We start from the raw sequence: 26,724 nt of genomic DNA, 5'->3' as shown, positions 1-26,724 counted from the left end.
CGTTCGGTGCATTCTGCCTCGACTTGAGGCCTGTCCGCCATAAGAACCAGCTCGATCATCACCCGACCGGGGCAGATACAGGTCTTAAGTCCCGATCTCCCGGCCGAGCGATGCCTGATCGTGATCTACAGAGCGTTTACCGCGGCGACGACGTCGACTAGACCCGTGCCCTTGTCGAACGACGAGGTGAAGGGTCCTGCCGGCTGGTAGCCGGAGCCGTACTTGTGGGCCGTCGACTTCAGCGCCCGCTCGATGTCGGCGGGGGTCGCGGAGGGCTTGGCCTGGAACAGCTGTGCGACGATCCCGGCGATGTGCGGTGCCGCCATCGACGTGCCGCTGATCGTGTTGAACGTGCCCAGGTCGAGCAGTCCGGGCCCGTTCTGCGGCTTCAGGCCGGTCGCGCAGATCGGCAGGTGGAGCCGGCAGGACGAGGCGATGTTCTCCCCCGGCGCCGAGATGTCCGGCCACGTCGCGGAGTCCGCGGCGAGACCCCGGGACGAGAAGTCCGACACGGCGCCGTCGCGGGTACCGGTCTCCTGGTCGTCGTAGGAGGCCACCGAGATCACGCCCGGTGTCGGGTCGACGCCCGGCGGGTTGGACAGGTTCGCTGAACCATCGCCGCCGTCGTTGCCGTTCGCCCACACGACGACGACGCCTTCGGCCACGAGCTGACGTTGCAGTTTGACAGTGACCGACCCAGGGTCGAACGCACCGCCGCCAGACGGCCCATAGGAGTTGTTGATCACCTTGATCGGCGGGCAGGCAGAGGCGGGCACACCGGCGCCGCAGGGAGCGCGGTGGTTCTCGAGCACCCAGTTCAGCGCCGCGTCCGCGCCGAGGATGAGGATCGCCGCGCCGGTCGAGATCACGACGCCCTTCGCGCCCGGTGCCGCGCCGCGGATCACCGGTCCGCCGGTCGTCTGCACGTCGCCGCCGATCGCGATGCCGGTGACGTGAGTGCCGTGGCCGCCCAGCGACGTCGTGTCGGTGTCGAGGAAGTTCGGCACCGGCACGATGCAGTTCGTCTGCGTCGAGCCGTCCAGGCACAGGCTCTTGAGGTTGCGGACGATCCTGCCGCCGAACGACGGGTGCGTCGGGTCGACACCCGAGTCGATCACCGCGACCGACACGCCCGCGCCCGTGAGCCCGAGGCTGTTGCGGGCGTCCAGACCGCGCGTGGCGGTGTGCGAGGTCGAGCCGAGGAACCTGATCGGTTTCTGGACCTCGACGCGCGTGACGCCCGCCTCGGCCCTGGCGGAGGAGATCTGCGCGGAGTCGCCCCGCGCGGCTACGACGCCGATCTTGCGGAAGCTCGTGAGCTTCTGAAGACCGGCTGACTCGACCGCCCGTTCCGCGGCGGCGATGTCGGCTCCGTGGACGTAGACCGTGGAGGCCGGAGCGGCCGTCGCGACAGGGGAAGCGACGGCCACCAGCAGTACGGCGAGCGATGCTGCGCGTGTGTACATGGACCCTCCGTGAACATTGGCAGGCATTCCACCTAACGAGTGATCCACTTATCGGTGACGGGCATCACCGAATGTCTCGACCGAGTGCGTTCGGCCCACCCCGGACCGCTACGGTGTCCCCCCGTGCGGAAAGGTAGGGACTCGTGCGGCTGATCCGTCTGGGCGCTGAACCCTCGGCCATTGGGGCGGACGTCCGTGCCGCCCTCACGGCGTGGGGCGCGGGTACCGGCGTCCTGGGTGGGATCGCGCTGATCGGGGTCCAGCCGCCCGACTGCCCCGTGCCGCTGGACGCGATCGTCGTGCTGCCCAAGGGCGTTCTCGTGATCGTCGGTGTCGACCTGCCGGACCCCGGCGTGAAGCTCGAGGCACCGCTCGGCGGTCAGTGGAAGATCGACGGCTGGCCGCTCGTCGCCAAGGACGGCACGGCGAACCCAGCGACCGAGGCCGTGGCGGCCGCGACCGCGGTGGCGCAGCGGATCCAGGCGATGCGCGCGGAACCGCTCCCGGTCAGCACGGTCGTGGCGGTCGGCCCGTTCGTCGGCCAGGTCGTGCAGCCGACGGTCGACCTCAACCGCGGCGTGCGGGTGCTGCACCCCAAACCGTCCACTGTGCTCAGTGCGGCCCGCGAACTGGCGACGTCGACGGTGCCCTGCACGGTCGACCACGCGGCGAAGCTTCTCGCGATCCTGCAGACCACCGGCACACCGCCGGACGCGAAGGCGTTGCTCGCGGAGGGTTTCAGCGACGCGGTCTCCCCCGACCTCGCGGCCGCCAGCACGATGCTGATCCCCAAGGCCCAGCTGCGCCAGGCCATCGGCCGCAAACGCTTGCCGGGCAAGCTGACCTGGCCCTACCTCGCCGGTGCGGCACTGCTCGCGCTGATCCTCGTCGTGTGGCTGGTGGTGGCGCTGCCCGGCGACGACGAGCCGGCCGACGCGACGCCCGCCCCGACCTCCGCGCAGCCGACGACGGTGGTCGTGGACGGCACGACGTTCGTGCCGAAGGAGATGAAGAAGGACCAGGACTGCCAGGCGCAGGCGTTCGGCGACGTGAAGGCGTGGCTGATCGCGAACGACTGCGGCGTGCTGCTGCGCGCCACCTACGAGACGTCGCTGCAGAACAAGCCGGTGACGGTGCTGGTGGCCGACATGGACCTGTACGACGCACCCAGTGCCAAGGCGTTGCACGCGATCGTCGTGCTGCCGGGGTCCGGCGGGGTGCACGGCCTCGACGGCAAACCGCTGGAGAGCGCGGCGTTCGCGAACAACACCAAGGGCAGCCACGTGACGCTGGCGTTCGCGGTGTACTCCGGCGGTGAGGGCGGCCCCGCGCTCGACCCGATCGCCAAGCAGGCGTTGCGGCTGCCCGCCACCAGGTAGAGGGTGGAGGGCATGGTCGGACAACTTCGTTCTGTCGTGCTCGACTGCCCGAACCCCCGCGAGCTCGCGTCGTTCTACGAGGAACTCCTCGGCGCCGAGCGGCTGGCCGGTGAGGACGACACCTGGGTGGTGATCGTCGCCGGCGGCACGCGGATCGCGTTCCAGCTCGCTCCCGAGTACGAGCCGCCGTCGTTCCCCGATCCGCGCGGCTCGCAGCAGTTCCACCTCGACGTGCTGGTCGAGGACGTCGAGGAGGCCGAGCCGAAGGTGCTGGCACTCGGCGCGAAGCTGCTGCGGAGGGACAACGACGACACGTTCCGGGTGTACGCGGATCCGGTGGGGCACCCCTTCTGCCTCGTGTGGCTCACCTAGAACGGGCCTACTGTGGGCCGCATGGATTTCGACGTCATCGTCATCGGTGGTGGCCCCGTAGGTGAGAACGTGGCTTGGCGGACGGCCGCGGGAGGCCTGTCCACCGCCATGATCGAGAAGGAGCTCGTCGGCGGCGAGTGCTCGTACTGGGCGTGCATGCCCTCGAAGGCGCTGTTGCGCTCGGGGCACGCGCTCGCCGCGGCGAAGCGGGTCAAGGGTGTGGTCGGCGGGTCGCTCGACGCGGCCGCGGTGCTGGAGCGGCGCACCGGATTCACCTCGAACTGGGACGACTCCGGCCAGGTGAAGTGGGCCGAGTCGGAGAACATCCACGTCATCCGCGGCGACGGTGAGGTCACCGGCGAGCGCGAGGTCACCGTGGGCGGGGAGGTCCACCGGGCCCGTCAGGCCGTCGTCGTGTGCACCGGCAGCGTGCCGAAGATGCCGCCGCTGGAGGGCATCGACGACACTCCCGTGTGGACGTCACGCGAGGCCACGTCGGCGCGGGAGGTGCCGGACTCGCTGGTCGTGCTCGGTGGCGGCGTCGTCGGTGTCGAGATGGCGCAGGCGTGGGCGCGGCTCGGGTCGGAGGTGAAGCTGGTGGTGTCCGGCGACCGGCCGCTGCCGAAGATGGAGGAGTTCGTCGGCCCGCTGGTGCTGGAGGGTCTGCGGGAGGACGGCGTCGAGGTGCTGCTCAACGGGCGCGCCTCGTCGATCAAGCCGGGCGAACTGACGTTGCAGGACGGCCGGGTCGTGCGGGGTTCGCACGTCCTCGTCGCGACCGGACGGGTGCCGGCGACCAAGGACGGCAAGCCGCTGACCATCGACGACTCCGGTCTCGTGTCCGGTGTGGACGGACGCTGGCTGTACGCGGCCGGTGACGTCACGGGTCGTGCGTTGCTGACGCATCAGGGCAAGTACCAGGGCCGGGCGGTCGGCACGGCGATCCTGGAGCGTTCCCGCGGGTTCGAGCCGAAGCAGTGGTCGGCCGGGCAGGCGTGGGCTGACCACGTGGCGGTGCCGCAGGTCGTGTTCACCGACCCCGAGGTGGCGTTCGTCGGGCACACCGCCGCCGAGGCGCGGGCCGCTGGCCGGGACGTCAAGGTCGTCGATCTGGACATCGCGGTCGCCGGGTCGTCGCTGCACGCCGACGGGTACAAGGGCAAGGCGCGGATGGTCGTGGACGAGCGGACGCGGACGCTGGTCGGCGTCACGTTCGTCGGTCAGGACGTGGCCGAGCTGCTGCACTCGGCGACGGTCGCGATCGTCGGCGAGGTCACCGTGGACCGGTTGTGGCACGCGGTGCCCTCGTACCCGACGATCAGCGAGGTCTGGCTGCGGTTGCTGGAGTCCTACGGGCTCTGAGGCCGGTCCAGCACAGCCCCGAGCATGCCGGTGAGCAGCTCGTTCGCCGTGCCGACCACGTGCGCGCGGTCGTTCTCGTCGACCCGTTCGGCGAGCTTGAACAGCGCGTCCGCGGTCTGCACGGCGATCCGGAACGTCAGCACCACCGGGACGTCGCCGTGGGCGCCGAACCGGTTGACGAACATCTCCGCCAGCCGTTCGGCCATCAGCTCGTACTGGTCGACGCTCGAGTCGAGGCGGTGGCTGTCCAGCATGTCGCTGAACCGCACCCGCCCGAAGCCGGGCACCTCGACGAGCATCCGCATGTACACCGCGACGACCTGCGTCATGGCCTCGCGCCACGTGTCCGCGATCAGGTCGGCGGCGAACAGCTCCTCGACCTCGCGGAGATAGGTCTCCATACCTCGAAGTGCCAGAGCGTGCACAACGGATCTTTTGTCGGGGAAGTACTGATAGAAGGAACCAATGGGCACTCCGGCCACATCGACGATGCGAGCCGTGGTGATGTCGTCGTAGTCGTATTCGTTCAGCAGGCTCGCGCAAGCGTCGAGGATCGCGGAAACAGTTGCCGCGCCGCGCTGTTGCACAGGCTGCCGGCGCATCACCCTGGCTAACCTGCCTTTGGCCGGATCTTCATGCACGCCGACATCTTTATCCATGAGTGCGCTTCAGCCCAAGCACAGGTTCCCGACAGGTTTCAGCCTGGATCTCCGCGACGTTTGCGGTGAACGACCCAGCCGAAGTCGACAAGGCAGACGACGGCGAGTAGCAAAAGCACGATTCCCAGCCAGACGAGGTCGGCTCGCAGTGCCAGCCACCCCGCCACCGAGTTGAAGACGAGCCCGAATCCGGCCAGCCACAACCGCAGGGTCAGCGCACTGCGCGGAGGCGCGGGTGGTGGCAGGTAGTCGCTCACCTCATCCGGTTTCCCGCAGCAACGGGGCCTCAACCCGCCTCAACTGGCGCGGCGGTTTCGTCACGTAGGGCCTGACGAGGCGCGTGAGGGCCAGGCCGGGCGCGATGAGCGGGACCACGGCCGTCAGCACGGCGGCGGTGATGCCCGCCCGCACGACGTCCTGCGGCATGACGGCCACCCGGTCGACGACGAACGCGCGCCGTCCGGTGATCGAGACGGCGGCGAGGACCAGCAGGAACACGACCATGCTGAGCAGCGCCCGTTGAACGGCGTGCTCGTACCCGGCGGCCTCACCGGCGACCAGCACCGCGAACCACCCGGCCAGAGCCGGCAGTTGCCCCTGCTCGGTGGTGGCCGCCCAGCTCAGTCCGCCGAGCGTGGCGAGCCAGGCGAGGACGTCGACGCGCTCCCGGGCCCATAGGGATGCCGAATCGAGGGGAATGCCGGTCCAGGCCAGCAGACCGAGCGGGCTCGGGGGCTCCGCGGCGAGCTGGCCGAGCACCCAGGCGAGTGTCCACGCGGACAGCAGCACCGCGACGACGAGTTGCCACCGGGGCCGGCGCACCACGCAGCGGGCGAGCCGGACGATCTCCGCACGCGTCATACCCCCACCTTGCCGCTCGCTGGTGGTGTGCGGAGAAACGTCACCCCATCGCTCACCCTGACGGCCCTCGTCCGAGGCGGTTCGTCACGCAGCGCAATCCACTATCGGGGGACAGATCTTTTCTAGACTGAGGACATGAGCATCGATCAGCTTCTGCGCCTGCCCAGCTACCTGATGCTCGGGCTGGTGCGTGAAGCTCGCCGGATCGGGCGCGCGGGTCTGCGCGGGCCCCACCTGACGGTGCTCGCGTACCTGTCCGAGCAGGAGGCCGTGGCGCAGAAGCGGATCAGCGACCGGGTGCGGATGGACCCGAGCGACCTCGTGTCGGTGCTCGACGACCTGGAGGGGTTCGGGTTCGCCCAGCGCAGGCGCGACGAGAGGGACCGGCGCCGGTTCACCGTCTCGATCACCGACGGGGGCAGGCTGGCGCTCCGCGAACGCCTGGAGACGGCTCGAGCTCATGAGGAAGAGCTGCTGGCACCGTTGACGCCGCACGAGCGCGATACGTTGGCCACACTGCTGCGCAAGGCCTACCTGCATCACGCGGATAAGCGTGTAGATTAGACAGTCTGCGCTCACGCGAACCAGGCGCGGGCAGGACAGTGCGATCCGGCTGAGAATCGAAAACAATAGCCGACGCCGCACGATATCGAGAAATGAGGCAAGTTGTCAAGCCCCTCCGATGACCTCCGGCTCGCCGAAATGGAGCCGGAGCAGGAATACGTGGCCATGTTGTACGGCCGGCTCGACGACCTCCGTGAACAGACGTCGAAACGACTCGCACAATCGTTGCGACAAACCGGCGGCACGCACCAGATGCGATCCGAGCGCGACACGTCCGTCGCGATGTACACAGATCAACTGGCCCAGTACAGCGCGGTCGAGAACGGACTCGCGTTCGGCCGGCTCGATTTCCACAACGAAGACCGCTTCTACATCGGCCGAATCGGTCTGTTCGACGAGGACAAGGATTACGAGCCGCTGCTGATGGACTGGCGGGCGCCCGCCGCCAGGCCGTTCTACCTCGCGACCGCGGCCTCCCCCGACGGCGTGCGGCGGCGCAGGCACCTGCGGACCCGCTCGCGCAAGGTGATCGGCCTCGACGACGAGGTCCTCGACATCAACTCGGTCGACCGCTCGGCCAAGGACAGCCTGACCGGCGAGGCGACGCTGCTGGCGGCGCTGAACGAGTCGCGCACCGGCCAGATGAGCGACATCGTCGCGACGATCCAGGCCGAGCAGGACAAGATCATCCGCTCGGAGCTCAACGGCGTCGTCGTCGTGCAGGGCGGGCCGGGCACCGGCAAGACCGCCGTGGCACTGCACCGAGCCGCGTACCTGCTGTACACACACCGCCGGCAGCTGGCGAAGCGCGGTGTCCTGGTGGTCGGCCCGAACACGACGTTCCTGCGGTACATCAGCCAGGTCCTGCCGTCCCTCGGCGAGACGGGCGTGCTCCTGTCCACGGTCGGCGAGCTGTACCCGAACCTGACCGCCACGGGCCGCGAGTCCGCGGCGGCCGCGGCCGTCAAGGGCCGTCTAGAGATGGCCGACGTGATCGCCGCGGCCGTGCGCGACCGCCAGGAGGCACCGCCGTCCGTCGAGGTCCGCTTCGACAACGACGTGCTGCGCCTGGACCGGCGCGTGATCTCCGAGGCGCGGGGCAGGGCCCGCCGGACCCGCCGTCCGCACAACGAGGCCCGCCGCACGTTCGCTCGCGAGATCATCTCGTCGCTGTCGGGGATGGTGGTGTCGAGGCTCGGCGGGCACCTGCTCGACAAGGCGGACGTGGACGACATCCGCCGTGAGCTGCGCGAGTCCGAGGAGGTGCAGGCCGCGATCTCGTCGCTGTGGCCGGTGCTGACGCCGTTCTCGCTGCTCTCGGAGCTCTACCGGAACCCGAAGCGCCGCAACCGCGCGATGACGAAGTTCACCCGCGAGGAACGCGATCTGCTGCAGCGCTCGCACGACGACTGGACGCCGGCCGACGTGCCGTTGCTGGACGAGGCCGCCGAACTGCTCGGCGAGGACGACACGGAGGCCAAGGCCCGCGCCGAACGCCAGCGCCGCCAGGCCGTCGAGTACGCGCAGGGGGTCCTCGACATCCTCGACCTGGACGACGACGCGGACCCGGACATGCTGACGGCCACGGACCTGGTGGACGCGTACCGCCTGGCCGAGCGCCACGGCGTCGACCGCTACGAGACCGCCGCGGAACGTGCCGCGGCGGACCGCACCTGGACGTTCGGCCACATCATCGTGGACGAGGCGCAGGAACTGTCGGCGATGGCGTGGCGCACGTTGATGCGCCGCTGCCCGAGCAAGTCCATGACGGTCGTCGGTGACATCGCGCAGACAGGTGACATCGGCGGTGCGACCTCGTGGGGTTCCGTCCTGTCGCCATACGTGCAGAACCGTTGGCGCCTCACGGAGCTGACGGTCAACTACCGCACACCCGCCGAGATCATGGAGATCGCCGCGGACGTGCTCGCCTCCGTCGACGCCGCCCTGGTGCCGCCGACGTCGGTGCGGGAGACCGGCGTGGCGCCCTGGGTGGCCGCGGTGTCGTCGTTGTCGTCCGAGGTGCCCGCGCTGATCGCACGCGAGGTCGCGGCGGTGGGCGACGGCAAGGTCGCGGTGATCGTGCCGGCCGCGCTGCTGCCGTCGGTCGGGTCGTCGATCGCCGCCGCGGTGCCGAGCTCGTCGGTGGGCAACGAGCTGGAGGAGGCCCAGGTCGTGGTGCTCGGCGTGACCGACGCGAAGGGCCTGGAGTTCGACTCGGTCGTCGTGGTCGACCCGGACGGAATCCTCACCGAGTCACCCCGCGGCGCGTCGGACCTGTACGTCGCACTGACCCGCGCCACGCAACGACTCGGCGTCGTGCACACCGCGGCGCTGCCCGATGTGCTATCCCGGCTGAAGGACGTTTCGTAACGAACGTTTGGAGGCCTGGGTGGCGAGTGTGGACGCGGCGGTCGGCCGCATCGTGGTGTCCGTCAAGAACCAGCTCGCCACCCAGCTCTCCCAGCTCGTCCCTCCCCCGCCACCCGACGTCGACCCGGTGCTGCTGACCTACCTCGAGTCCCCGGACTTCGCGGAGGTGGCACGCCAGGTCGTGCTGTGGCGGGCGATGCGCGGGTCACTCGACTCGTCGCTGGCCGCGGACCTGCGCGAGCAGATCGTGCAGGGCCTGAGGCACGCGGGCGCCGCCGGTGATCCGCTGGCGGTCCTGTCCGCCCTCTCGGACGCGGAACCACTGCGCTCCGACGACCTCGACACCCCGGCCGCGGTCTCCGTGGCACACCTGGCGAGCGCCGCCACGCACAACCGCCTGCTGCTACGGCGCGCGCCTTCGCTGACGGACTTCCACGCTTACGCCGACCAGTTGCGCGCGCAGGTCGTCGCCGCACACGCGGAGATGCGCCTGCCGCACATAGGCGTCAGCCGCACCGTCCCGTACCGCGAGCTCTACGTGCGGCCGACGCTGAACCCGGACCTCTCCGTCGACGACCTGAGCCTGCCCGGCAAGCGCACCGTGCTGCTCGGCGATCCCGGCGCCGGGAAGTCCACGCTGGCCGCGAAACTCGCGCACGACCTGGCTCTCTCAGCTGACCGCGTCCCGTTCCTGCTGGTGCTGCGCGACTTCACGCCGTGGTTCCGCCAGGGCGGCCGCGAACTGCTGAAGTACCTCGAGCAGGTCTGCTGCGACCCGTACAACCTCTCCCCGCCGCGCGACGCCGTGGAATACCTGCTGCGCAACGGCCGCGCGGTCGTGATCCTCGACGGCCTGGACGAACTCGTGGAACCCGAGCTGCGGCGCCGGGTCGTGCGGCTGATCGAGGGGTTCGCCCACCAGTACCCGCTGACGCCGATCGTCGTCACCGCCCGGAAGGTCGGCTACTCCGAGGCCCCGCTGAGTGAGTCGCTGTTCACCCAGGGCACCGTCGACGAGTTCGACACGGACCAGGTCACGGCCTACGTGAGCCGCTGGTTCGCCTTGGACGCCGCCACCCCTGCGGCTCGCCGGTCACGCCTGGCCGAGTCGTTCGTGGCGGAAAGCGCCGAGATCGCCGAACTGCGCCGCAACCCGTTGCTACTGGCCCTTTTGTGCGCCATGTACTCCAGCGAGCACTACCTGCCGCGCAACCTCGCCCAGGTCTACGAACGCTGTGCCGTGATGCTCTTCGACCGCTGGGACTCGATGCGCGGCATCGCCCTGCCGGTGCAGTTCCAGGGCCGTCTGCGTGGCGCCGTGCAGCACCTGGCGTGGTTCCTGTTCAACAGCACCGGTTCCGGCCGAGCGCTCCCGCGCAGCCGCATCGTCCGGCTCCTGGCCGACTACCTCGTGTCGAAGTCCTTCGACACCGACGACGCCTCCGCCGCCGCGGAGCAGTTCGCCGAGTTCTGCACCGGCCGCGCCTGGATTCTCACGGACGTGGGCGCGACGCGGAACGAGCCGTTGTTCGGCTTCACCCACCGCACCTTCATGGAGTACTTCGCCGCGGAACACATGGTGCGCAAGCACACCGACGCGTCCTCGCTGTGGAGCGCGCTGCGGCCGCACATCTCCGAGGGCGCGTGGGACGTCGTCTCCCGCATCGCGTTGCAGCTGCACGACCGCAACGTGGACGATGGAGCCGAGCAGGTTCTCTCGCTGGCCCTGGCGGACGGTCACACGAGCTTCGCCGCCAACGCGTTGCAGCACGTGACACCGCGACCGGACGTCGTCGACCGGATCGCCCGCGCCTGCCTGCACGAGGCCATGTCCGTGCCGGTGGACAGCCGGGTGACCTACTCGGCCGTCTTCCAGCCGGTGCTGGAGGACGTGCCGCTGCAGGTCTGCCTGCGCCACAGCCTTCCGGCCAACACCAGGTTCGCCCGGCGAGCCCTGCTGGAGGAGTCCGCGAGGCTCCACCAGGAGGACCACAGCGCGTTCGCGAGCTTCTTCCGCGGCATGGTCGGCACTCCGGACCTCGAAGTCACCGAAGCCGGGGCGCCGAGGCCGGGCACCAGACCGTGGCTGGGTTCGGACGGTCTGAGCGGACTCGCTCAGCTCGTGCAGGAGCACGGCCCACGCGTGTTGTTCGAGAACTTCACGTACCTGGGCCACATCGTCCCGGCGCCGGCGGTGATCCTGTTGTCTCCGGAAGCCTCGTCGTTCGCTTCGAGAGACGTGTCGAAACTGGTTCGCCAGATCGTGCAGGCTTCTGTCTGGCCGTGGATCACCCGCGAGAGCTGGGGACGCACGTACGACCCCGCCTGGGCTCCACGACTCAAGCCTCGACAAGGTCTCGACGTCGAACTCATGTGCCTGCTGTACCTGCCTTATCTCGAGTTCGACGCTCCCTCGTTCCTGCTGTCCGGTGAACTCGCCGGGCTCTTCGTCCTGGACGATCCCGGTCGACGTCCCTCTCATCGACCGCACGGCATGGCCGAGAAGGTCTCCATGCTGCTCAGCCGCTGGACCAGAAGAGAGTTCAACGTCTTCGGATAGCGGCTCAGATCGCCCTCCCTGAACCTGTGCGCGCATCCGTCAGCGCATGGTCGGGGGGCGACATCAGCGTGATAGCGCCAATCCCAGAGTCGCCGCTCCCACTCCCAGAGCGACGCTGACCAGAACGTTCAGCAAGGCAGCGCGGTACTTCTCCGCCTCCAACAACTTCACCGTCTCGTAGCTGAACGTCGAGTAGGTCGTGAGCCCACCGCAGAACCCGACCCCGAGCAACGGCATCCAGGACGTCCCCACGACAAACCCGATCAACAGGCACCCGACGACATTGACCGCCAACGTCCCGAACGGGAAGTCCACCGAGTGCCGCGACTGCACGAACCGGTCCAGCAAGTACCGAACTGGAGCCCCGAGCGCAGCACCGAGGAACACCACCAGAACTGTCATCGCACAACCCGCAACCCGAGAAACGCCGCCAGCACAGCACAAACCGGCGTGGCCAGAAGCGCCCAAGACCAGGAAGCGGCGTACGACGAGAACGTCGTGAACCCGCCCAGCACCCCGACCCCGAAGAACGCCCGCACCAACGGCCGAGGCACGGTCCCCATCAACACACCGATGAGGAACGACCCCAGCACGTTGATCAGGAACAGCCCCCACGCCCCCGGCACGAGCACCGACAGCCCATACCGCGCCACCCCGCCGAGCCCGCCGCCCAGCGACACCAGTGAGACGAAGGCCAGCGGCCGGGACTCAGGCCGAGGGTTCGGCAAGGTGCTCCACCAGGTGGTCCAGAGCCTTCAACGCGCGCACGACGTCCTCCCGTTCCGAGGACTCCAGCTTGCCCAGTGCGGCGCCGATGCGCTTCTCGTGTTCGCGCTGCCAGACGAGCAGTTGTTCGTGTCCACGGGGTGAGACGGATAGTCGTGCTACCCGCCGGTCCTTGGGGTCTCCGCCGCGGACGACGAGGCCCGAGTCGATCAGTTGGGACACCAGGCCGGACACGGTGTTGGGGGCCAGGCGCAGTGCGGCGGCCAGGTCGCCGACCTTCATCGGCGGGCGTTCCGCGAGGGTCTGCAGCAGTTCTACCTGCGCCATCGGCAGGGATTCCCACGGCCAGTCGGCCCGGATGCTCGTCCGCAACGCCCGGCGCAGGCGAGTGACGACGTCGGTGAGCGTGCGGGCTTCGTCTGACATGCGGAAATGATACTGAACTCCCGGCAATAGCTCGGTGTCAGATATAATCTGCTCACGATGAACTGGTTCGTCACGGAGTCGCCCAGACCGGCGTGGATCGCGCGTCGGTCGTACGCGCCTTGGCTGGTCATCGCGACGGTCTGCTTCGGTGCGTTCATGGGGCAGCTCGACGCCTCGATCGTCACGTTGGCGTTCCCCGCGATGAGTGCGCACTTCCACGCTGATCCGGAGTGGATCTCGCTCAGCTACCTGATCACGCTCGTGGGTCTGCTCGTCCCAATGGGCAGGATCGCCGACCGGGTCGGGCGCAAGATCGTCTACATCTACGGCTTCGCGTTGTTCACCGGCGCGTCGATCGCTTGTGCGTACGCGCCGGGGTTCGACGCGCTCATCGCGGCTCGGGTGGCGCAGGCCGTGGGGGCGGCGATGCTGCAGGCCAACAGCGTCGCACTGGTCACCACAGCGGTGGCGCCCGCGCAAAGACGAAGAGCGTTGGGGGTGCAGGCCGCGGCGCAGGCTGCCGGGCTGGCGGCGGGGCCGTTGCTCGGTGGGTACCTCACCGAGAACTTCGGGTGGCAGGCCGTGTTCGCGATCAACGTGCCCATCGGCGTCGTGGCCATGATCGCGGGGCACTACCTGTTGCCCCGCACGAAGACGAGGAGCGACAAGGGCAAGCCGACGTGGAAGGTGTTGCCGGGGCTCGCGGGTGTGCTGCTCACCTACGCCGCGTTGTTCGCGCCCATGACGTTGCTGCCGTTCACCCTGCAACAACCGTTGGCACATATAGGACTCACGGTGGCCGCGTTGCCGCTCGGGTTCGCGATCGCGGCCACGTTGCTGAGCAGGCCCGGCATCGCGGTCGGGGCGGTGATCGCGGGGACGGCGTTGCTCCTGCCCGTGCCACTGGTGGTTCAGCTCGTGGTCGCCGGGGTCGGGCTCGGGATCATCGCGCCGGCCTGCACGAAACGCGTGATGGGCGTGCTGCCGGAGGGTTCGGCGGGGGTCGGGAGCGGGCTCGTCAACGTCGCGCGAGGGCTCGGGACGGCACTGGGCGTCGCCGTGGCGACGCTGCTGGTTCACGCTTTCCAGTGACAGCAGTGGTTCTGCTGCTCCGATAGGGCCCCTGCACTGCCGCGCACGGGTGTCGTCTCAGTAGCCTGGACGCATGGCTGAACGGGTGAACTGGGTTCCGGAAGGCATCGACACGGGCAGGCCGAGCGCCGCGCGCCTCTACGACTACCTGCTCGGGGGCGGGCACAACTTCGCGGCCGACCGGGCGCTCGCGGAGAAGTTCCTGCAGGCCCAGCCGAACGCCCGCGCGATCGCCCGGCTCAACAGGGCGTTCCTGCGGCGGGCCGTGCTGTTCATGATCGACAGCGGTATCCGCCAGTTCCTCGACCTCGGCTCCGGCATCCCGACGGTCGGCAACGTGCACGAGATCGCGCAGAAGGCCGATCCGGAGGCGCACGTCGTCTACGTGGACTTCGAGGAGGTCGCCGTCGCGCACAGCCAGCTCATCCTGGAGCACGACCCGCGCGCGACGATCATCCAGGAAGACATGACCAGGCCCGAGGCGGTGCTGCAGGCGGCACGGCACAGCGGTCTGATCGACTTCTCGCAGCCCGTCGGGGTGCTCACGGCCGGCGTCTTCCACTTCGTGCCGCCGCAGGCCGACCCGAACGCGATCGTGGCGGCGTACCGCGACGCCGTGCCCTCCGGCAGCTACCTCGCGGTCTCGCAGTTCACCCACGACCTGCAGCCCGAGGAGATGGCCGGGATCGTCGAGGTCATGAAGAAGAGCCAGAACCCGATGTACCCGCGCACGAGGAGCGAGATCGAGGCCCTCTTCGCCGGGTTCGAACTGGTGGAGCCCGGCATCGTGCCGACGCCGCTGTGGCGGCCCGAGCTCACGAACACTGACGATCCGGACAAGGCGGGCATCTACGCGGCCGTCGGCAAAAAGCTGTGAGCACGCCTGTCGTTGTTGGCCGTTAGGCACTGGATCCGTACGCTCTGTGCACAGGATGGAACTTCCGGAACTCGCCGCCCGCTGGATGCACGCGCTGACGTCGACCGCGTACATCCCGCTGTCCCACGCCGAAATCGAGCAGGCCCTGCTCGATTCGCTGCGTGAGCTGCGAGAGTCACCCGAATCGGTTGCCCATCGATTGGTGTCACTGCACGCGACCGGGCCCGACTCGCTGCACGCCACCATCGAGGTCCTCTCACCCACGTTCGAACTACCCGTGCTGGCCCGGCTGAGCTCCGCGTACGCGCAGGCGATGCGGATGGACGCGTTCGACCAGCAGGAGCAGATCAAGGTCGCGATAGTGCGGGCCAAGCAGCGGGTCGAACGCACGCTGAAGGTCAGCCAGGCGCGGTTCCAGGAGGTGTTCGCCTCCGCCGCACTGGGCATCGTGATCACCGACCTCACCGGCAGGTGCGTCGAGGCGAACGACACGCTCGCCGAGATCGTGGGCCTCGGGTCCGGCTTCGACCTCACGAACCGCGACCTGCGCGACTTCTACCACCCCGAGGACCTGGCCGCGCTGGGCTCCTCGTACCGGAAGCTGAGCGAGGGCCACCTCGAACGGTTCCGCGACCAGCGCAAGCTCATCCGCGCGGACGGCGAGCCGGTGTGGGTGCACCTCGTGGTCTCGGTGCTGCGCGACGCGGACGGGCGGCCGACGCACCACGTGACGATGGTCGAGGACATCAGCGAGCTGCACCTGTTGCAGCGCAACCTCGACCACCAGTTGCTGCACGACTCGCTCACCGGCCTGTCGAACCGCCAGCACTTCATCTCCCAGGTCGAACGGCAGCTCGACGGCAAGCCGATCACCCTGTACCACCTGGGCCTGGACGCGTTCTCGGTCGTCAACAACGGCCTGGGCCACGAGACCGGCGACAAGCTGCTCAAGATCGTCGCGAACCGGCTGGGCAGGCTCGCCGCCGAGAAGAAGGCGGTGCTGGCGCGCATCGGCGGCGACGAGTTCGCGTTGATGACGGTCGCGGACAACGTCACCTCGACCGTCGAGGAGATCCAGGACGCGCTCAACGAACCGACCTTTGTGGACGATCACGGCATCGCGCTGTCGGCGAGCATCGGCGTGGTCGACCGCCCACCGGCCTTCGCGACCGCCGCCGAACTGATGCGCTGCGCCAACGCCGCGCTGCGTCAAGCGAAAGCGCGCGGCAAGCGGCAGTGGGCGTTGCACGACCCGCACGACGACGCGCGCCGCCGCGGCAAGTACGCGCTGGCCGCGTCCATGCCGGGCGCGTGGGAGCACGGCGAGATCGAGATCGTCTACGCACCGGTGCACGACCTGGAGACGCGCGAGGTGCTCGGCGCCGTCGCCCGGCTGCACTGGGACGACCTGAGCCACAACGACACGATGGCGCTGGCCGACTCGACGGGCCTGTCGCTGCCGATCGGCAGGTGGTTGCTGCGCGAGGCGTGCGCGCAGGCCGCGAGATGGGTGGAGGAGTTCGGTGACGGGGCGCCCACGCTGCACGTCGCGTTGGGCGCTTTGCAGTCCCGCGACGAGGACCTGGTCGCCGACGTCAAACGGGCGCTGGACGAGACCGGTCTCCCTCCCGAACGGCTGCGGATCGCACTCGACATCTCGTCGGTGCTGGCCGGCGACGACAACGCGTTGGTGCTGCACGACAGCGGCATCGTCACGGCGCTGGACGGGTTCCGCGGTGGCCACGACGAACTGGCCGTGCTGACCGAGGTACCGGTCCGCTCGGTGATCACCCGCGCGCCCGCTCCCAGCCCGGACTCCCCGCTGCACCAGGCGATGCGCGCGTTGATCGCGACCGTGCACGGCTTCGGCGTGCGGTTCGGCGTCGACGAGGTGCACACCCTCACCGACGCCGAGCACTGGCGCCAGGCCGGCGCGGACGGCGTGATCGGGCTGCTGCCCGCCCTGTCCGCGGCCGAGGTCACCGAACTGCTGACTACAGTTGCTTCACCGCCGCCAGGAGCTTCGTGAGCGAGTCCTTCGCGTCTCCGAACAGCAGCGTCGTCTTCGGGTTGTAGAGCAACTCGTTGTCCACGCCCGCGAAACCCGGCCGCATCGAACGCTTCATGAACACCACGGACTTCGCGCGGTCGACGTCGAAGATCGGCATGCCGTAGATCGGACTGGCCGGCTCGTCCCGCGCACCGGGGTTCACCACGTCGTTCGCACCGACCACCACGGCCACGTCGACCGACGTGATGCCGGGGTTGACGTCGTCGAGCTCCTTGAGCTGCTCGTACGGCACGTCCGCCTCGGCCAGCAACACGTTCATGTGCCCCGGCATGCGCCCCGCGACGGGATGGATCCCGTACGCCACCGACACCCCACGCCGTTCGAGCTGCGACACGAGCTCCCGCACGGCGTGCTGCGCCTGCGCGACAGCGAGCCCGTACCCCGGCACGACGACCACGTTGTTCGCATACCCCAGCAGGATCGCGACGTCCTCGACCGTGCCCGACTTGACCGTCCGCTGCTCCTCCCCCTGCGCGACAGCGGTCGTCGCCTTGAACGCGCCGAACAGGATGTTCGCGAGCGAGCGTCCCATCGCCTGCGCCATCAACCGGGTCAGGATCGTGCCGGACGCGCCGACGAGCGTGCCCGCGACGATCAGCAGGGTGTTCGCCAGCACGTACCCCGACGCCGCGACCGCGAGACCGGTGAACGCGTTGAGCAACGAGATCGCGATCGGCACGTCCGCACCGCCGACCGGCAGCACGAACAGCACACCGAGCGCCAGCCCGACCACCGCCAGCAACCACAGCAGGAACCCGTTCGGCACCACCATCGTCAACGCGCACAGGGCAACCGACGAGACGCCGGCCGCGATCGCGAGCTGCTGCCCCGCCGGCAACAACACCGGGCGGGTCGTCATCAGCTCCTGCAACTTCAGGAACGTGACCACCGAACCGGAGAAGCTGACCGAGCCGATCAGCACCGTCAGCACGGTCGCCAGCCGGAACATCACGGTCGTGCCCGGCACCGCGAAGAACTCCGCCAGCGCCACCAACGCCGCCGCCGCGCCACCGACACCGTTGAACAGCGCCACCATCTGCGGGATGGCCGTCATCTTCACCGAGCGCGCGGCCGGAATGCCCACGACGACACCGAGTGCGATGGCGATCAGGATCCACAGTCCGTTGTGGACGACCCCGTGGAGGTACGCGGTGACGACGGCGACCAGCATGCCGAACGCGCCGATGAAGTTGCCGTAGCGCGCGTATTTGGGCGAGCTCAGGCCTTTCAGCGCCAGGACGAAGCACACCGACGCGACGAGGTACATCAGCTGGACCGTCATCGCTTGAACATCTCCAGCATTCGGTCGGTCACCACGAACCCGCCCACGACGTTGACCGTGGCCAGGAAGACCGCCACCAAACCCAGCACGAGCTCCAGCGTGCTCTCGGCGGACCCCGTGATCAGGATCGCGCCGACCAGGATCACGCCGTGGATGGCATTCGCACCGGACATCAGGGGCGTGTGCAGGATCGTGGACACCTTCGAGACCACCTCGAAGCCCACGAACACGGCCAGCACGAAGATCGTCAACAGGTCGATCACGGCGACTCCTTGCGGATCTGACCGTCGTGGGTGAGGCAGCAGCCGTCGAGCACCTCGTCCGAGAGGTCCGGCGCCACGGCCCCGTCCGCGATCATCAGCTTGAGCAGGTTCAGCACGTTGCGCGAGTACAGCTTGCTCGCGTGCACCGGCATGGACGACGGCAGGTTCAACGCACCGTGCACCAGCACGTCACCGACCCAGGTCTCCTGTCCCGCAACGGATCCGGCGTAGTTGCCGCCGGACTCCGCCGCCAGGTCGACCACGACGGAACCGGGCGCCATCGCCTTGAGCATGTCCGTCGTGACGAGGACGGGGGCCTTGCGACCGGGGATGGCGGCCGTGGTGATCACGACGTCGGACGCCGCCACGTGGTCGCCGATGAGCTCTCGCTGGCGTTCCAGGAACTCCTCGGACTGCACGGACGCGTACACGCCGGACTGGGTCTCCAGCTCGAGTTCGAGGAACTTCGCACCGAGGCTGCGGACCTCCTCCCCCGCCGCCTTGCGCACGTCGTACGCCTCGACGACGGCGCCGAGCCTGCGCGCGGTCGCGATCGCCTGCAGCCCGGCGACTCCGGCTCCCAGCACCAGCACCTTCGCCGGCGGCACGGTGCCCGCGGCGGTGGTGAACATCGGCAGGAAGCGCGGTAGTCGTTCGGCGGCGACCAGGACGGCCCGGTAGCCCGCCACCAAAGCCTGCGAGGACAGGGCGTCCGCGCTCTGGGCCCTGGTCACGCGGGGCAGCAGGTCGAAGCTGAACGACGTCACCCGGCGGTCGCGGTAGACCTCCAGGAGTTCTCGTTCATTGGCCGGCTGCAGGAAGCTGATGGTGACGGCGCCAGGTTTCAGCGTCGAAGCCTGGTCGATGGTCAGCGGCTGCACGGACACGACGACATCGGATTCCGACGTCGGGTCCTCGGGCGTCACCGCCGCCCCGGCCGCGCGGTACGCGGCGTCGAGGGCGTAGGCGTGGCGCCCGGCGCCTTCCTGTACGTGCACGGTCAGTCCAGCGTCGACCAGCGACGACACCGTTTCCGGTATGCAGGCGACTCGGCGCTCGGCGGGCCGCGACTCTGCGGGGGTTCCCACTTTCACCGTACGCACGTTACGCGATCAAAGGTGACCTGGGCCACATCTACAGTTGCCAGAGCACCGCACCGGCGAGGGTCAAACACCCTGCCAGCCCAACCGCGGGCACGATGCGCTTACCGAGCGTCCACGCGCTGGCGTTCGCGATCGCGTAGTAGAGCAGCACGCAGAACGAGCTGAACACGATCGCGCGCGTGACGTCCACGGTGAGCACCAGCCCGACGGCCACGAGCCCGGTGGCGATCTCGGCCCAGCGCAGGTCGGCCATGAACCCGGGCAGCCTGCGGTCACGCGCCATCGCCAGCGCGGTGCGGCTCACCCCGAGCTGCAGCGAGAGCAACGAGCCCAAAGCCGCCAGGCACGCGGCCACCCGGATGACGGGCGCCAGCGACGGCGACACGTCGGCCAGGGTCGACGAGGCCAAGCCGGCGCCCAACGCGTTCAACGCCACCACGGCAACGACCGCGTAGACGACCAGCGTGATCGACAGAGAGATGACCACGGCGCGTGGAATCGTCCGTGCGGGTTCGCGTACCTCCTCTCCCAACGTCGCGATGCGCGCGTAGCCGGCGAACGCGAAGAACAGCAGTGCGGCGGCGGGAAGGATTCCTGCGGGCAGGAACTCCGCTGGCTGCACGGCCTCGCGAGCCGTGACGGACGTGAGCACCAGCACGAGCACGACAGCGATCACGATGACCCTGGTGGCCAGCGCGGACTTCTGGACGCCGGTCAGGTTCAGCACGGTCAGCGCCACGACGGCCGCGACCGCGACGGGTTTCGGCCAGCCCGCGTAGGCGCCGACCGTCAGCGCCATGGCGGCGCACGACGCCGTCTTGCCCAGCACGAACGCCCAGCCGGCCAGGTCGCCCCACACGCGTCCGAGCCGTTCGCGGCCGTAGACGTACGTGCCGCCGGACTGCGGGTAGCGCGCGGCCAGCCAGGCGCTCGACAACGCGTTGCAGCAGGCGATCACGCCGGCGATCACCAGCGACACGAGCAACGCGGACCCGGCCGCCGCCGCGGCCGGGGCGAACACGGCGAAAACGCCGGCGCCGATCATCGAGCCGAGCCCGACGAACACGGCGTCGGTCAGCGTCAGACTGCGGGTGAGCTGCACCCGGTCAGTGTGCGACAGGGCACCCGGAGGGCTTGCCGGCGGGGAAGAAGTTCGGCAGCAGTTCATCCGAGTCGTAGTAGCGGTGGTACACCGGCGTGAGCCCGCCCGACACGGGTGGCACGATCCACGACCAGTCCGCGGGGCAGGTGCGTCCGGCGGCCTCCTCCTTCTCCAGGTGTGTCAGGAACCTCTGCGACTCCGTGTGGTGGTCCGTGATCGTGACCCCGGCCTCCGCGAACGAGTGCAGGACGGCGCGGTTGAGCTCCACCAGGGCTCGGTCGCGCCACAACGTCGCCTCCGACGACGTGTCCAGGCCCATTCGCTTGGCGAGGTACGGCAGCAGGTCGTAGCGGTCGTGGTCGGCCAGGTTGCGGGCGCCGATCTCGGTGCCCATGTACCAGCCGTTGAACGGCGCCGACGGGTAGTCGATGCCGCCGATGCGCAGGCGCATGTTGCTGATGGCGGGCACGGCGTGCCACTTGACGCCGAGCGCTCCCAGCCAGGGGAAGTCGGGGTGCGACAGCGGGACTTCCAGCACGTCGTCGGCGGGGATCTCGACGAGGGCGGGTTCCTGGCCCTTGCAGGACACCATGAGCGGCAGCACGTCGAACGGGCCGCGCGTGGCGGGCGGTGTCCAGCCGCGCTTGAGCGCGAGCTCGGTCAGTGCCAGGTTGCGCGCGTCGCCGAGCACTCCGCCGTCGGAACCGCGGTAGGCGGCGTAGCGGATGATCTGCTCGTTGACGATCTGCGGCGCGTGCGTGCCGGGCTCGGCGGGGGCGAAGATCGTGATGACGGGCCGGATCTTGCCCTTGTTCGTGGCCACGCGGAGGTGTTCGACGCACTCCGCGGCCACGTCGGCCGGGGTCGACACCTCGCGCTGGTCGCGCACTTTCAAGCTCCGCCAGTAGAGACGGCCGATGCAGCGGGAGCTGTTGCGCCAGGCCACCCGCGCGCCGAAGGTCAGTTCGGCGGTCGTGTGGCGGTAGGTGCCGGTCGCGGCGATCTCCGCGTGCACCTCGGCCAGCCTGGCCTCGACTGGACCGAGGTCCGGATGTTCGGCGTGGTGCTGTCGGACGAAGTCCTCAGCCTCGGCGATGTCGATCTCGCCGGTGTTCTCGACCTGCGCCGGGGGAAGCGCCGTGAGGGAACGGGGCAACACATCAGTCGGGACGGGGGTCATGGCGAGCGACCGTAGTTGCGCTTTCGTGGGGCGGAAACCGCCTGTCGCGTTACGCCATCTGGATCACTGACGCACGGCCGATACGCACAGCGATTACTTGATACCGCAACCGGGTGACAAAGCGTGGGACAAAGGGTGGTTTTCGACTGTTATCTGGCCGAGACCAAACATTGACCGGTGATTCAGTTCACCACTGGATTCGACCCGTTCGAGTGAACTTCGGCCGGCACCTCCCACGAGGAGAACTGCGTCATCCCCCGGACTGCCAACGAGGGTGGCATCACGCGGAACGCGAAGTTCCGCAACGCCAAGGCAATCGGCGACCGCAGCTCGATCCCGAACCTGCCCGCCATCCGCGATCCCTTCCAGACGGACCGCGTGCGCGGCCGTCGCAGGGCGTCGTAGCGCGCGAGATCACCGTTGCACAGAGCCAAAGTCACCGCGTCCTCCAGCGCCATGCACGCGCCCTGCCCCAGGTACGGCGTCATCGCGTGCGCCGCGTCGCCGAGCAACGCGACCCGTCCCCCCACGAACGTCGGCAGCAAGGGCAGCTGGTGGATGTCGTGCCGGAGCACGTCCGGGGTCGACGCCAGCAACTCGGGCAACGGGTCGTGCCACCGGCCGAACAACGACACCGGGTCCAGGTCCGCCCCGGCGGGCGCGACCGCCGCGACGTACCAGCAGACCCGGCCGTCTCCCAACGGCAGGACGCCCGCCTCAGCACCCGGACCGAGCGTCTGCGAGATGGGCAGGTCGCAGGGCCCCGGCGCCACGCCTCGCCACGCCGTCGCCCCCGCGTACTCGGGCCCCGGCGCGCCGGGCAGCAGTTCCGCGCGCAGACGGCTGTTGATGCCGTCCGCCGCCACCACGAGGTCGGCGTCCAGGTCGTCGGCACTGGTCACCTCGACGTCGGTGAACAGGATCTCCGGCGGCAACGCGCGCAGCAGGACGCCGTGCAGGTCGGCGCGGTGCATCGCGATGACCTTCTCCTGGCCGACGTCGGGCATGTGCACGAGCCAGCGCCCGTCCTCGGCCCGGACGCCTCCCGACACACGGGGCGTGCCCAGCTGCCGGATCTCGTCGTCGAGGCCCATCCACTCCAGCGCTCGCAGCGCGTTCGGCATCACGCCGACACCAGCGCCGATCTCGCCGAACGCGGCCGCACGCTCGTAGACGACGACTTCCCACCCGACGCGGCGCAACGACACCGCCGTCGCCAGCCCGCCGATGCCGCCACCCACCACGATCGCCTTCATCGTTCCTCCTCTACAGATGTAGAGGAAACTACACCTGTAGACTACAGCTGTAGAGAGAGATTGGGACCACAGTGCGCAGAGACCTCATCACCGACACCGCGATCCAGCTCGTGGCCGAGGAGGGCATGCGAGGGCTCACCCACCGCGCGGTCGATCGGCGGGCGGGCTTGCCGGAGGGCTCCACCAGCGCGTACTTCCGCACCCGCAAGGCGTTGGTCGAGGGGTTCGTCGAGCGGCTCGCGGACCAGGAACGGCTCGACGTGGTGCCTGATCCCGACGACGTCGCGGGCAGCATCGCGAGGACGCTCGACAGCTGGCTGGTCGAGCGGAACAGGACGCTCGCGAGGTACGCGGCGATGCTCGAGGCCACCCACCACCCCGAGCTGAAGTCGATCCTCGTCCACTCCCCGCGCGAGCAGGCCACGGCGCTCGCGACGATGCTGGGCCACGAGGATCCCGAACGGGCGGGCGCGCACCTCACGGCGTTCCTGGAGGGGCTGCTGTTCTACCGGCTCGTCGGCGGCGGCAGCACGGTCGGACCGACTCCCGGCACCGAGGAAAGCGTGCTGGACCTCAAGAACGCTGTGGAAAAGGCGTTGCGGCCGTAAGTACCGTGGGTTTCATGGGATTCGGGTACGGGGTCTTCTACCTCTGATCACGGACGTGTGCCACCACGCAACACGTCCTGATTTCGCGTACCCAAAAAGAGGATCCCCGTGCGTTCGCATGTTCATTTGACGACCCAAGACCTCACCAAGGGCTATGAGGCCGGGCCCGTCGTCGACGGCATCTCGCTGACGGTCTCCGCGGGCCAGCGTCTCGGCATCATCGGCGAGAACGGCCGCGGCAAGACCACCCTCCTCCGCCTGCTCGCCGAAGACCTGGTGCCGGACCAGGGAACTGTCACCCGGCACGGCTCGTTGAGCCTGGTGCGACAGGAAATGCCGTTCCACGAAGGCGAAACGGTGGGCGACCTGCTGGCGAAGGCGTTGCGCGAGAGCCGAGAGGCACTGTCCGAACTGGACGCTGCCGCAGCGCCGTTCGACGAGCAGCGCTACGAGAAGGCCTTGTCCCACGCCGAGAACATCGAGGCCTGGGACGCCGAGCGCCGCGCCGAGATCGCGCTCAAGGCCCTCGACGCCGACCACGACAGGTCCGCGGCACTCCAGCGGCTCAGCGTGGGCCAGCGCTACCGCGTGCGGCTCGCGTGCCTGCTCGCCGAACGCGCCGACGTCCTGCTGCTGGACGAGCCGACCAACCACCTCGACGCGGGCGCGCTGGCGTTCCTGACCGAACGCCTGCACGAGCACCACGGCGTCGTGGTGCTCGTGAGCCACGACCGCACGTTGCTGGACGAGGTCTGCACCCAGTTGCTCGACCTCGACCCGTCCCCGGACGGCGAGGTGCACCTGCACGGCGGCGGCTACCGGGCGTTCAAGGAGGCCAAGCGCGCCGAGCGGCAACGGTGGGAGCAGCGGTTCGCCCAGGAGGAGGCCGAGCACGACGAGCTGGCCGAGAAGGTCGACCGCGCCCAGGCCCGCCTGAAGGACGGTTGGCGCCCTCCGAAGGGCACGGGCAAGCACCAGCGCACGACGCGTGCGGCGAACAAGATGCGCAACGTGGCTCGCAGGCTCGAAGAGCTCGGCGACCAGCGTGTCGGTGCTCCCCCGCCCCCGTTGCGCTTCACGCCGCCGGAGCTGGAGGCGAGCGGAGACCTGCTGCACGCCACCCCGCTCGACGTACCCGGCAGGCTGAACCTCACCGAGCCGATCTCGCTCAGCGCGGGAGAGAGGCTGCTGGTCACCGGACCGAACGGGGCGGGCAAGTCGACGTTGCTGAACGTGCTCGCCGGCCGCGTCAAGCCTGCCCACGGCACGGTCCACCACGTCGGCAGGGTCGCCCTGCTGGCCCAGGAGTCGGCGTTCGAGAACGAGGACGCCACCGCGGTCGAGCTCTGTTCGCGGGTGGAGGACATCGGTCTGCTCAGAGGGAAAGACCTGGTGCGTCCGGTCGGCCGCCTGTCCACTGGACAGCGCAGGCGCCTGGAGCTGGCGATCCTGCTGAGCAGTGCACCGCACGTGCTGCTGCTCGACGAGCCGACCAACCACCTGTCGATCACCCTGGTCGACGAGCTGACCGAGGCCCTGCGGCAGACCAGTGCCGCCGTGGCCGTCGCGACCCACGACCGGCAGATGCGGACAGATTTCGGCTCGTGGCGGTCCGTGGTCCTGGATTCACCTTCATGAACTAATGAAACTTCTGTAGCTTCGAAATAGGTCTTCTGCCGAGCACTCGGGAGGTGTGCGAGATGACCGAACTGATCTCCGACAAACTGCCCACGATCCGCCAGACCCCGTTCGACCCGCCCGCCGAGGTCACGCGGATCCGCGAGCAGGCCCGCGTCAGCAGGCTGAAGTTCCCCGACGGTCACGTCGGCTGGCTCGTCACCGGGCACCACCAGGTGCGCGAGGTCCTGGGGAGCCCGAAGTTCACCAACGACCCCGAGAAGCACCACCTGATCGACCTGCGCTTCCAGGGCGAGCAGCCCGAGGAGTCGGACAAGCGCAAGGCCGAGCCCGGCATGTTCCTGAACCAGGACCCGCCGGACCACACGCGGCTGCGCAAGATGCTGCAGGGCCAGTTCACCGTCCGGCGGATGAACCAGCTGTCCGAGTGGATCGGCCAGATCGTCGACGACCAGCTGGCGCACCTGCGCACGTTCGACGGCCGCGCGGACCTCGTGAAGGAGTTCGCGCTTCCGGTGCCGTCACTGGTGATCTGCGCGCTGCTCGGCGTCGGGTACGAGGAGAAGGCCCGGTTCCAGGACGACACGACGAAGCTGCTGAGCCTGGACTCGACGTTCAAGGAGGCCATGGCGGCCTTCGCGCGCATCCAGGAGTTCATGCGCGAGCTGATCGCCCGCAAGAAGGAGAACCCGGGCGACGACATGATCAGCGACCTCCTCGCGACCGGTGAGCCGACCGACGAGGAAGCGTCGAACATGGCGCTGCTCCTGCTGATCGCCGGGCACGAGACGACGGCGAACATGCTGGGCCTCGGCACGTTCACGCTGTTGCAGCACCCGGACCAGCTGAAGATCCTCAAGGACGAACCAGACGTCGTGGACAACGCCGTCGAGGAGCTGATGCGGTACCTGTCGATCATCCACTTCGGACCGACGCGCACCGCGAGCGAGGACGTGGAGATCGACGGTCACCTCATCAAGGCCGGTGACACGGTGGTGATGCATGTGCCGGCGGCGAACCGCGACCCGGAGAAGTTCCCCGGCAACCCCGAGGAGCTCGACCTGCGCCGCCCGGCGAGCGGGCACCTGGCGTTCGGGCACGGCATCCACCAGTGCCTGGGGCAGCAGCTGGCCCGCATCGAGATGCGGATCGGCTTCGGCAAGCTGTTCCAGGAGTTCCCGGACCTGCGTCTCGACGTCGACCCCTCGGAAGTGCCGCTGCGCACCGACATGGGCATCTACGGGGTGCACTCGCTGCCAGTAGCGTGGTCGTCATGAAGATCTCCGTCGACCAGACGAAGTGCTGTGGTTCGGGAATGTGCGTCCTGACCGACCCGGACCTGTTCGACCAGAGCGAGGAGGACGGCACGGTGCTGCTCCTCGTCGAGCACCCGGACGCCGAGCACGAGGCCACCGCGAAGGAAGCGGCGGGCCTCTGCCCGGCGGGCGCGATCACGGTCAGCTGATCCTCCGCACGTCGGACCGCCAGGCGACATCGGTACCGTCGC

General features: G+C 69.0%; 26 protein-coding genes and 1 pseudogene. 13 read left to right on the top strand and 14 right to left on the bottom strand.

The features are described from left to right. Positions 1-125: 125 nt before the first annotated feature. Positions 126-1,466, bottom strand: coding sequence for a S8 family serine peptidase (locus IEY88_RS39165; RefSeq protein WP_229694174.1), 1,341 nt, complete (start codon positions 1,464-1,466; stop codon positions 126-128). A 143-nt stretch (positions 1,467-1,609) separates the two neighbouring features. Between IEY88_RS39165 and IEY88_RS39160 the strand changes: the two genes are divergently transcribed. Genes IEY88_RS39160 through IEY88_RS39150 form a run of 3 tightly spaced genes read left to right on the top strand, consistent with a single transcriptional unit; the run spans position 1,610 to position 4,579 of the window. Then, on the top strand, positions 1,610-2,845 hold the full coding sequence (locus tag IEY88_RS39160) for a hypothetical protein (RefSeq protein ID WP_189159972.1): 1,236 nt from the start codon (positions 1,610-1,612) through the stop codon (positions 2,843-2,845). A 12-nt stretch (positions 2,846-2,857) separates the two neighbouring features. Next, entirely contained in the window at positions 2,858-3,217 is a 360-nt protein-coding gene (locus IEY88_RS39155; RefSeq protein ID WP_189159971.1) for a VOC family protein, read from the top strand. Positions 3,218-3,238: 21 nt separating this feature from the next. Continuing rightward, positions 3,239-4,579 (top strand): dihydrolipoyl dehydrogenase family protein, encoded by a 1,341-nt coding sequence (locus IEY88_RS39150; protein WP_189159970.1) that lies wholly within the window; start codon positions 3,239-3,241, stop codon positions 4,577-4,579. Here the strand turns inward: IEY88_RS39150 and IEY88_RS39145 are convergent. The 4 genes and pseudogenes from IEY88_RS39145 to IEY88_RS39135 form a co-directional block, all read right to left on the bottom strand. Further along, positions 4,567-4,980 carry a hypothetical protein gene (locus IEY88_RS39145; protein WP_229694177.1) on the bottom strand — a complete coding sequence of 138 codons (414 nt, stop codon included), beginning with the start codon at positions 4,978-4,980 and terminating at the stop codon, positions 4,567-4,569. The two genes, IEY88_RS39150 and IEY88_RS39145, sit on opposite strands and share 13 nt — an antisense overlap. 24 nt (positions 4,981-5,004) lie before the next feature. Then, a pseudogene (locus IEY88_RS44670) lies at positions 5,005-5,181 on the bottom strand (TetR/AcrR family transcriptional regulator); the annotation flags it as partial. A 95-nt stretch (positions 5,182-5,276) separates the two neighbouring features. Further along, positions 5,277-5,495, bottom strand: a complete 219-nt coding sequence (locus tag IEY88_RS39140) for a DUF6343 family protein (protein WP_189159968.1) — start codon at positions 5,493-5,495, stop codon at positions 5,277-5,279. Position 5,496: 1 nt separating this feature from the next. Then, complete coding sequence (locus tag IEY88_RS39135) at positions 5,497-6,099, bottom strand: hypothetical protein (RefSeq protein WP_189159967.1); 603 nt, start codon at positions 6,097-6,099, stop codon at positions 5,497-5,499. A 135-nt stretch (positions 6,100-6,234) separates the two neighbouring features. Here IEY88_RS39135 and IEY88_RS39130 point away from each other — a divergent pair, with 135 nt between their 5' ends. The 3 genes from IEY88_RS39130 to IEY88_RS39120 all read left to right on the top strand — a co-directional run bounded on the left by IEY88_RS39130 (position 6,235) and on the right by IEY88_RS39120 (position 11,593). Further along, entirely contained in the window at positions 6,235-6,663 is a 429-nt protein-coding gene (locus IEY88_RS39130) for a MarR family winged helix-turn-helix transcriptional regulator (RefSeq protein WP_189159966.1), read from the top strand. Between the two features lie 138 nt (positions 6,664-6,801). Next, positions 6,802-9,033 (top strand): HelD family protein, encoded by a 2,232-nt coding sequence (locus IEY88_RS39125; protein WP_189159965.1) that lies wholly within the window; start codon positions 6,802-6,804, stop codon positions 9,031-9,033. A 19-nt stretch (positions 9,034-9,052) separates the two neighbouring features. Then, the gene (locus tag IEY88_RS39120) at positions 9,053-11,593 is read left to right on the top strand and encodes an NACHT domain-containing protein (RefSeq protein ID WP_189159964.1); all 2,541 of its coding nucleotides are present in this window, start codon (positions 9,053-9,055) and stop codon (positions 11,591-11,593) included. A 63-nt stretch (positions 11,594-11,656) separates the two neighbouring features. Here the strand turns inward: IEY88_RS39120 and crcB are convergent, their stop codons facing one another. Genes crcB through IEY88_RS39105 form a run of 3 tightly spaced genes read right to left on the bottom strand, consistent with a single transcriptional unit; the run spans position 11,657 to position 12,745 of the window. Beyond that, entirely contained in the window at positions 11,657-11,995 is a 339-nt protein-coding gene (gene crcB / locus IEY88_RS39115; RefSeq protein WP_189159963.1) for a fluoride efflux transporter CrcB, read from the bottom strand. Then, complete coding sequence (locus IEY88_RS39110) at positions 11,992-12,321, bottom strand: fluoride efflux transporter FluC (protein ID WP_229694173.1); 330 nt, start codon at positions 12,319-12,321, stop codon at positions 11,992-11,994. The genes crcB and IEY88_RS39110 overlap by 4 nt, the downstream gene beginning before the upstream one ends. Further along, on the bottom strand, positions 12,302-12,745 hold the full coding sequence (locus IEY88_RS39105; RefSeq protein ID WP_189159962.1) for a MarR family winged helix-turn-helix transcriptional regulator: 444 nt from the start codon (positions 12,743-12,745) through the stop codon (positions 12,302-12,304). Before IEY88_RS39105 ends, IEY88_RS39110 begins: the two co-directional genes overlap by 20 nt. Before the next feature lie 57 nt (positions 12,746-12,802). On the opposite strand from IEY88_RS39105, the gene IEY88_RS39100 reads away from it, so the two are divergent. From IEY88_RS39100 to IEY88_RS39090, 3 genes are all read left to right on the top strand, one after another. Further along, positions 12,803-13,837: an MFS transporter gene (locus IEY88_RS39100; protein WP_189159961.1), complete on the top strand. Its 1,035-nt coding sequence runs from the start codon at positions 12,803-12,805 to the stop codon at positions 13,835-13,837. Between the two features lie 73 nt (positions 13,838-13,910). Next, positions 13,911-14,714: an SAM-dependent methyltransferase gene (locus IEY88_RS39095; RefSeq protein ID WP_189159960.1), complete on the top strand. Its 804-nt coding sequence runs from the start codon at positions 13,911-13,913 to the stop codon at positions 14,712-14,714. Between the two features lie 55 nt (positions 14,715-14,769). Next, positions 14,770-16,743, top strand: coding sequence for a putative bifunctional diguanylate cyclase/phosphodiesterase (locus IEY88_RS39090; RefSeq protein WP_189159959.1), 1,974 nt, complete (start codon positions 14,770-14,772; stop codon positions 16,741-16,743). On the opposite strand, the gene IEY88_RS39085 is transcribed toward IEY88_RS39090, so the two are convergent. From IEY88_RS39085 to IEY88_RS39060, 6 genes are all read right to left on the bottom strand, one after another. Beyond that, on the bottom strand, positions 16,709-18,067 hold the full coding sequence (locus tag IEY88_RS39085) for an NAD(P)(+) transhydrogenase (Re/Si-specific) subunit beta (protein WP_189159958.1): 1,359 nt from the start codon (positions 18,065-18,067) through the stop codon (positions 16,709-16,711). The genes IEY88_RS39090 and IEY88_RS39085 overlap by 35 nt on opposite strands. Beyond that, the gene (locus IEY88_RS39080) at positions 18,064-18,330 is read right to left on the bottom strand and encodes an NAD(P) transhydrogenase subunit alpha part 2 (RefSeq protein ID WP_211335646.1); all 267 of its coding nucleotides are present in this window, start codon (positions 18,328-18,330) and stop codon (positions 18,064-18,066) included. The genes IEY88_RS39085 and IEY88_RS39080 overlap by 4 nt, the downstream gene beginning before the upstream one ends. Further along, complete coding sequence (locus tag IEY88_RS39075) at positions 18,327-19,424, bottom strand: NAD(P) transhydrogenase subunit alpha (RefSeq protein WP_189159957.1); 1,098 nt, start codon at positions 19,422-19,424, stop codon at positions 18,327-18,329. Before IEY88_RS39075 ends, IEY88_RS39080 begins: the two co-directional genes overlap by 4 nt. 40 nt (positions 19,425-19,464) lie before the next feature. Continuing rightward, positions 19,465-20,535: an APC family permease gene (locus IEY88_RS39070; protein ID WP_268241287.1), complete on the bottom strand. Its 1,071-nt coding sequence runs from the start codon at positions 20,533-20,535 to the stop codon at positions 19,465-19,467. Positions 20,536-20,539: 4 nt separating this feature from the next. Further along, complete coding sequence (locus IEY88_RS39065; protein WP_189159955.1) at positions 20,540-21,715, bottom strand: nitric oxide synthase oxygenase; 1,176 nt, start codon at positions 21,713-21,715, stop codon at positions 20,540-20,542. A 182-nt stretch (positions 21,716-21,897) separates the two neighbouring features. Beyond that, positions 21,898-22,971, bottom strand: coding sequence for an FAD-dependent monooxygenase (locus tag IEY88_RS39060; protein WP_189159954.1), 1,074 nt, complete (start codon positions 22,969-22,971; stop codon positions 21,898-21,900). Positions 22,972-23,042: 71 nt separating this feature from the next. Here IEY88_RS39060 and IEY88_RS39055 point away from each other — a divergent pair, with 71 nt between their 5' ends. From IEY88_RS39055 to IEY88_RS39040, 4 genes are all read left to right on the top strand, one after another. Beyond that, positions 23,043-23,579: a TetR/AcrR family transcriptional regulator gene (locus IEY88_RS39055; RefSeq protein ID WP_229694172.1), complete on the top strand. Its 537-nt coding sequence runs from the start codon at positions 23,043-23,045 to the stop codon at positions 23,577-23,579. A 126-nt stretch (positions 23,580-23,705) separates the two neighbouring features. Further along, positions 23,706-25,217 (top strand): ABC-F family ATP-binding cassette domain-containing protein, encoded by a 1,512-nt coding sequence (locus tag IEY88_RS39050; RefSeq protein ID WP_229694171.1) that lies wholly within the window; start codon positions 23,706-23,708, stop codon positions 25,215-25,217. A gap of 62 nt (positions 25,218-25,279) precedes the next feature. Further along, positions 25,280-26,494 carry a cytochrome P450 gene (locus IEY88_RS39045; protein WP_189159953.1) on the top strand — a complete coding sequence of 405 codons (1,215 nt, stop codon included), beginning with the start codon at positions 25,280-25,282 and terminating at the stop codon, positions 26,492-26,494. Then, entirely contained in the window at positions 26,491-26,682 is a 192-nt protein-coding gene (locus IEY88_RS39040) for a ferredoxin (RefSeq protein WP_189159952.1), read from the top strand. The genes IEY88_RS39045 and IEY88_RS39040 overlap by 4 nt, the downstream gene beginning before the upstream one ends. The last annotated feature ends 42 nt before the right edge of the window (positions 26,683-26,724 follow it).

The organism is Lentzea pudingi (genome assembly GCF_014646255.1).
In the GTDB taxonomy this organism is placed as follows: Bacteria; Actinomycetota; Actinomycetes; order Mycobacteriales; family Pseudonocardiaceae; genus Lentzea; species Lentzea pudingi.
This window is presented reverse-complemented; position numbering and strand designations above follow the sequence as displayed.

Coding starts and splice junctions, on each gene's coding strand:
- IEY88_RS39165 (WP_229694174.1), bottom strand. CDS start 1,466: ATGTACACACGCGCAGCATCGCTCGCCGTACTGCTGGTGGCCGTCGCT.
- IEY88_RS39155 (WP_189159971.1), top strand. CDS start 2,858: ATGGTCGGACAACTTCGTTCTGTCGTGCTCGACTGCCCGAACCCCCGC.
- IEY88_RS39150 (WP_189159970.1), top strand. CDS start 3,239: ATGGATTTCGACGTCATCGTCATCGGTGGTGGCCCCGTAGGTGAGAAC.
- IEY88_RS39145 (WP_229694177.1), bottom strand. CDS start 4,980: ATGGAGACCTATCTCCGCGAGGTCGAGGAGCTGTTCGCCGCCGACCTG.
- IEY88_RS39135 (WP_189159967.1), bottom strand. CDS start 6,099: ATGACGCGTGCGGAGATCGTCCGGCTCGCCCGCTGCGTGGTGCGCCGG.
- IEY88_RS39130 (WP_189159966.1), top strand. CDS start 6,235: ATGAGCATCGATCAGCTTCTGCGCCTGCCCAGCTACCTGATGCTCGGG.
- IEY88_RS39125 (WP_189159965.1), top strand. CDS start 6,802: ATGGAGCCGGAGCAGGAATACGTGGCCATGTTGTACGGCCGGCTCGAC.
- crcB (WP_189159963.1), bottom strand. CDS start 11,995: ATGACAGTTCTGGTGGTGTTCCTCGGTGCTGCGCTCGGGGCTCCAGTT.
- IEY88_RS39105 (WP_189159962.1), bottom strand. CDS start 12,745: ATGTCAGACGAAGCCCGCACGCTCACCGACGTCGTCACTCGCCTGCGC.
- IEY88_RS39100 (WP_189159961.1), top strand. CDS start 12,803: ATGAACTGGTTCGTCACGGAGTCGCCCAGACCGGCGTGGATCGCGCGT.
- IEY88_RS39095 (WP_189159960.1), top strand. CDS start 13,911: ATGGCTGAACGGGTGAACTGGGTTCCGGAAGGCATCGACACGGGCAGG.
- IEY88_RS39090 (WP_189159959.1), top strand. CDS start 14,770: ATGGAACTTCCGGAACTCGCCGCCCGCTGGATGCACGCGCTGACGTCG.
- IEY88_RS39085 (WP_189159958.1), bottom strand. CDS start 18,067: ATGACGGTCCAGCTGATGTACCTCGTCGCGTCGGTGTGCTTCGTCCTG.
- IEY88_RS39065 (WP_189159955.1), bottom strand. CDS start 21,715: ATGACCCCCGTCCCGACTGATGTGTTGCCCCGTTCCCTCACGGCGCTT.
- IEY88_RS39060 (WP_189159954.1), bottom strand. CDS start 22,971: ATGAAGGCGATCGTGGTGGGTGGCGGCATCGGCGGGCTGGCGACGGCG.
- IEY88_RS39045 (WP_189159953.1), top strand. CDS start 25,280: ATGACCGAACTGATCTCCGACAAACTGCCCACGATCCGCCAGACCCCG.
- IEY88_RS39040 (WP_189159952.1), top strand. CDS start 26,491: ATGAAGATCTCCGTCGACCAGACGAAGTGCTGTGGTTCGGGAATGTGC.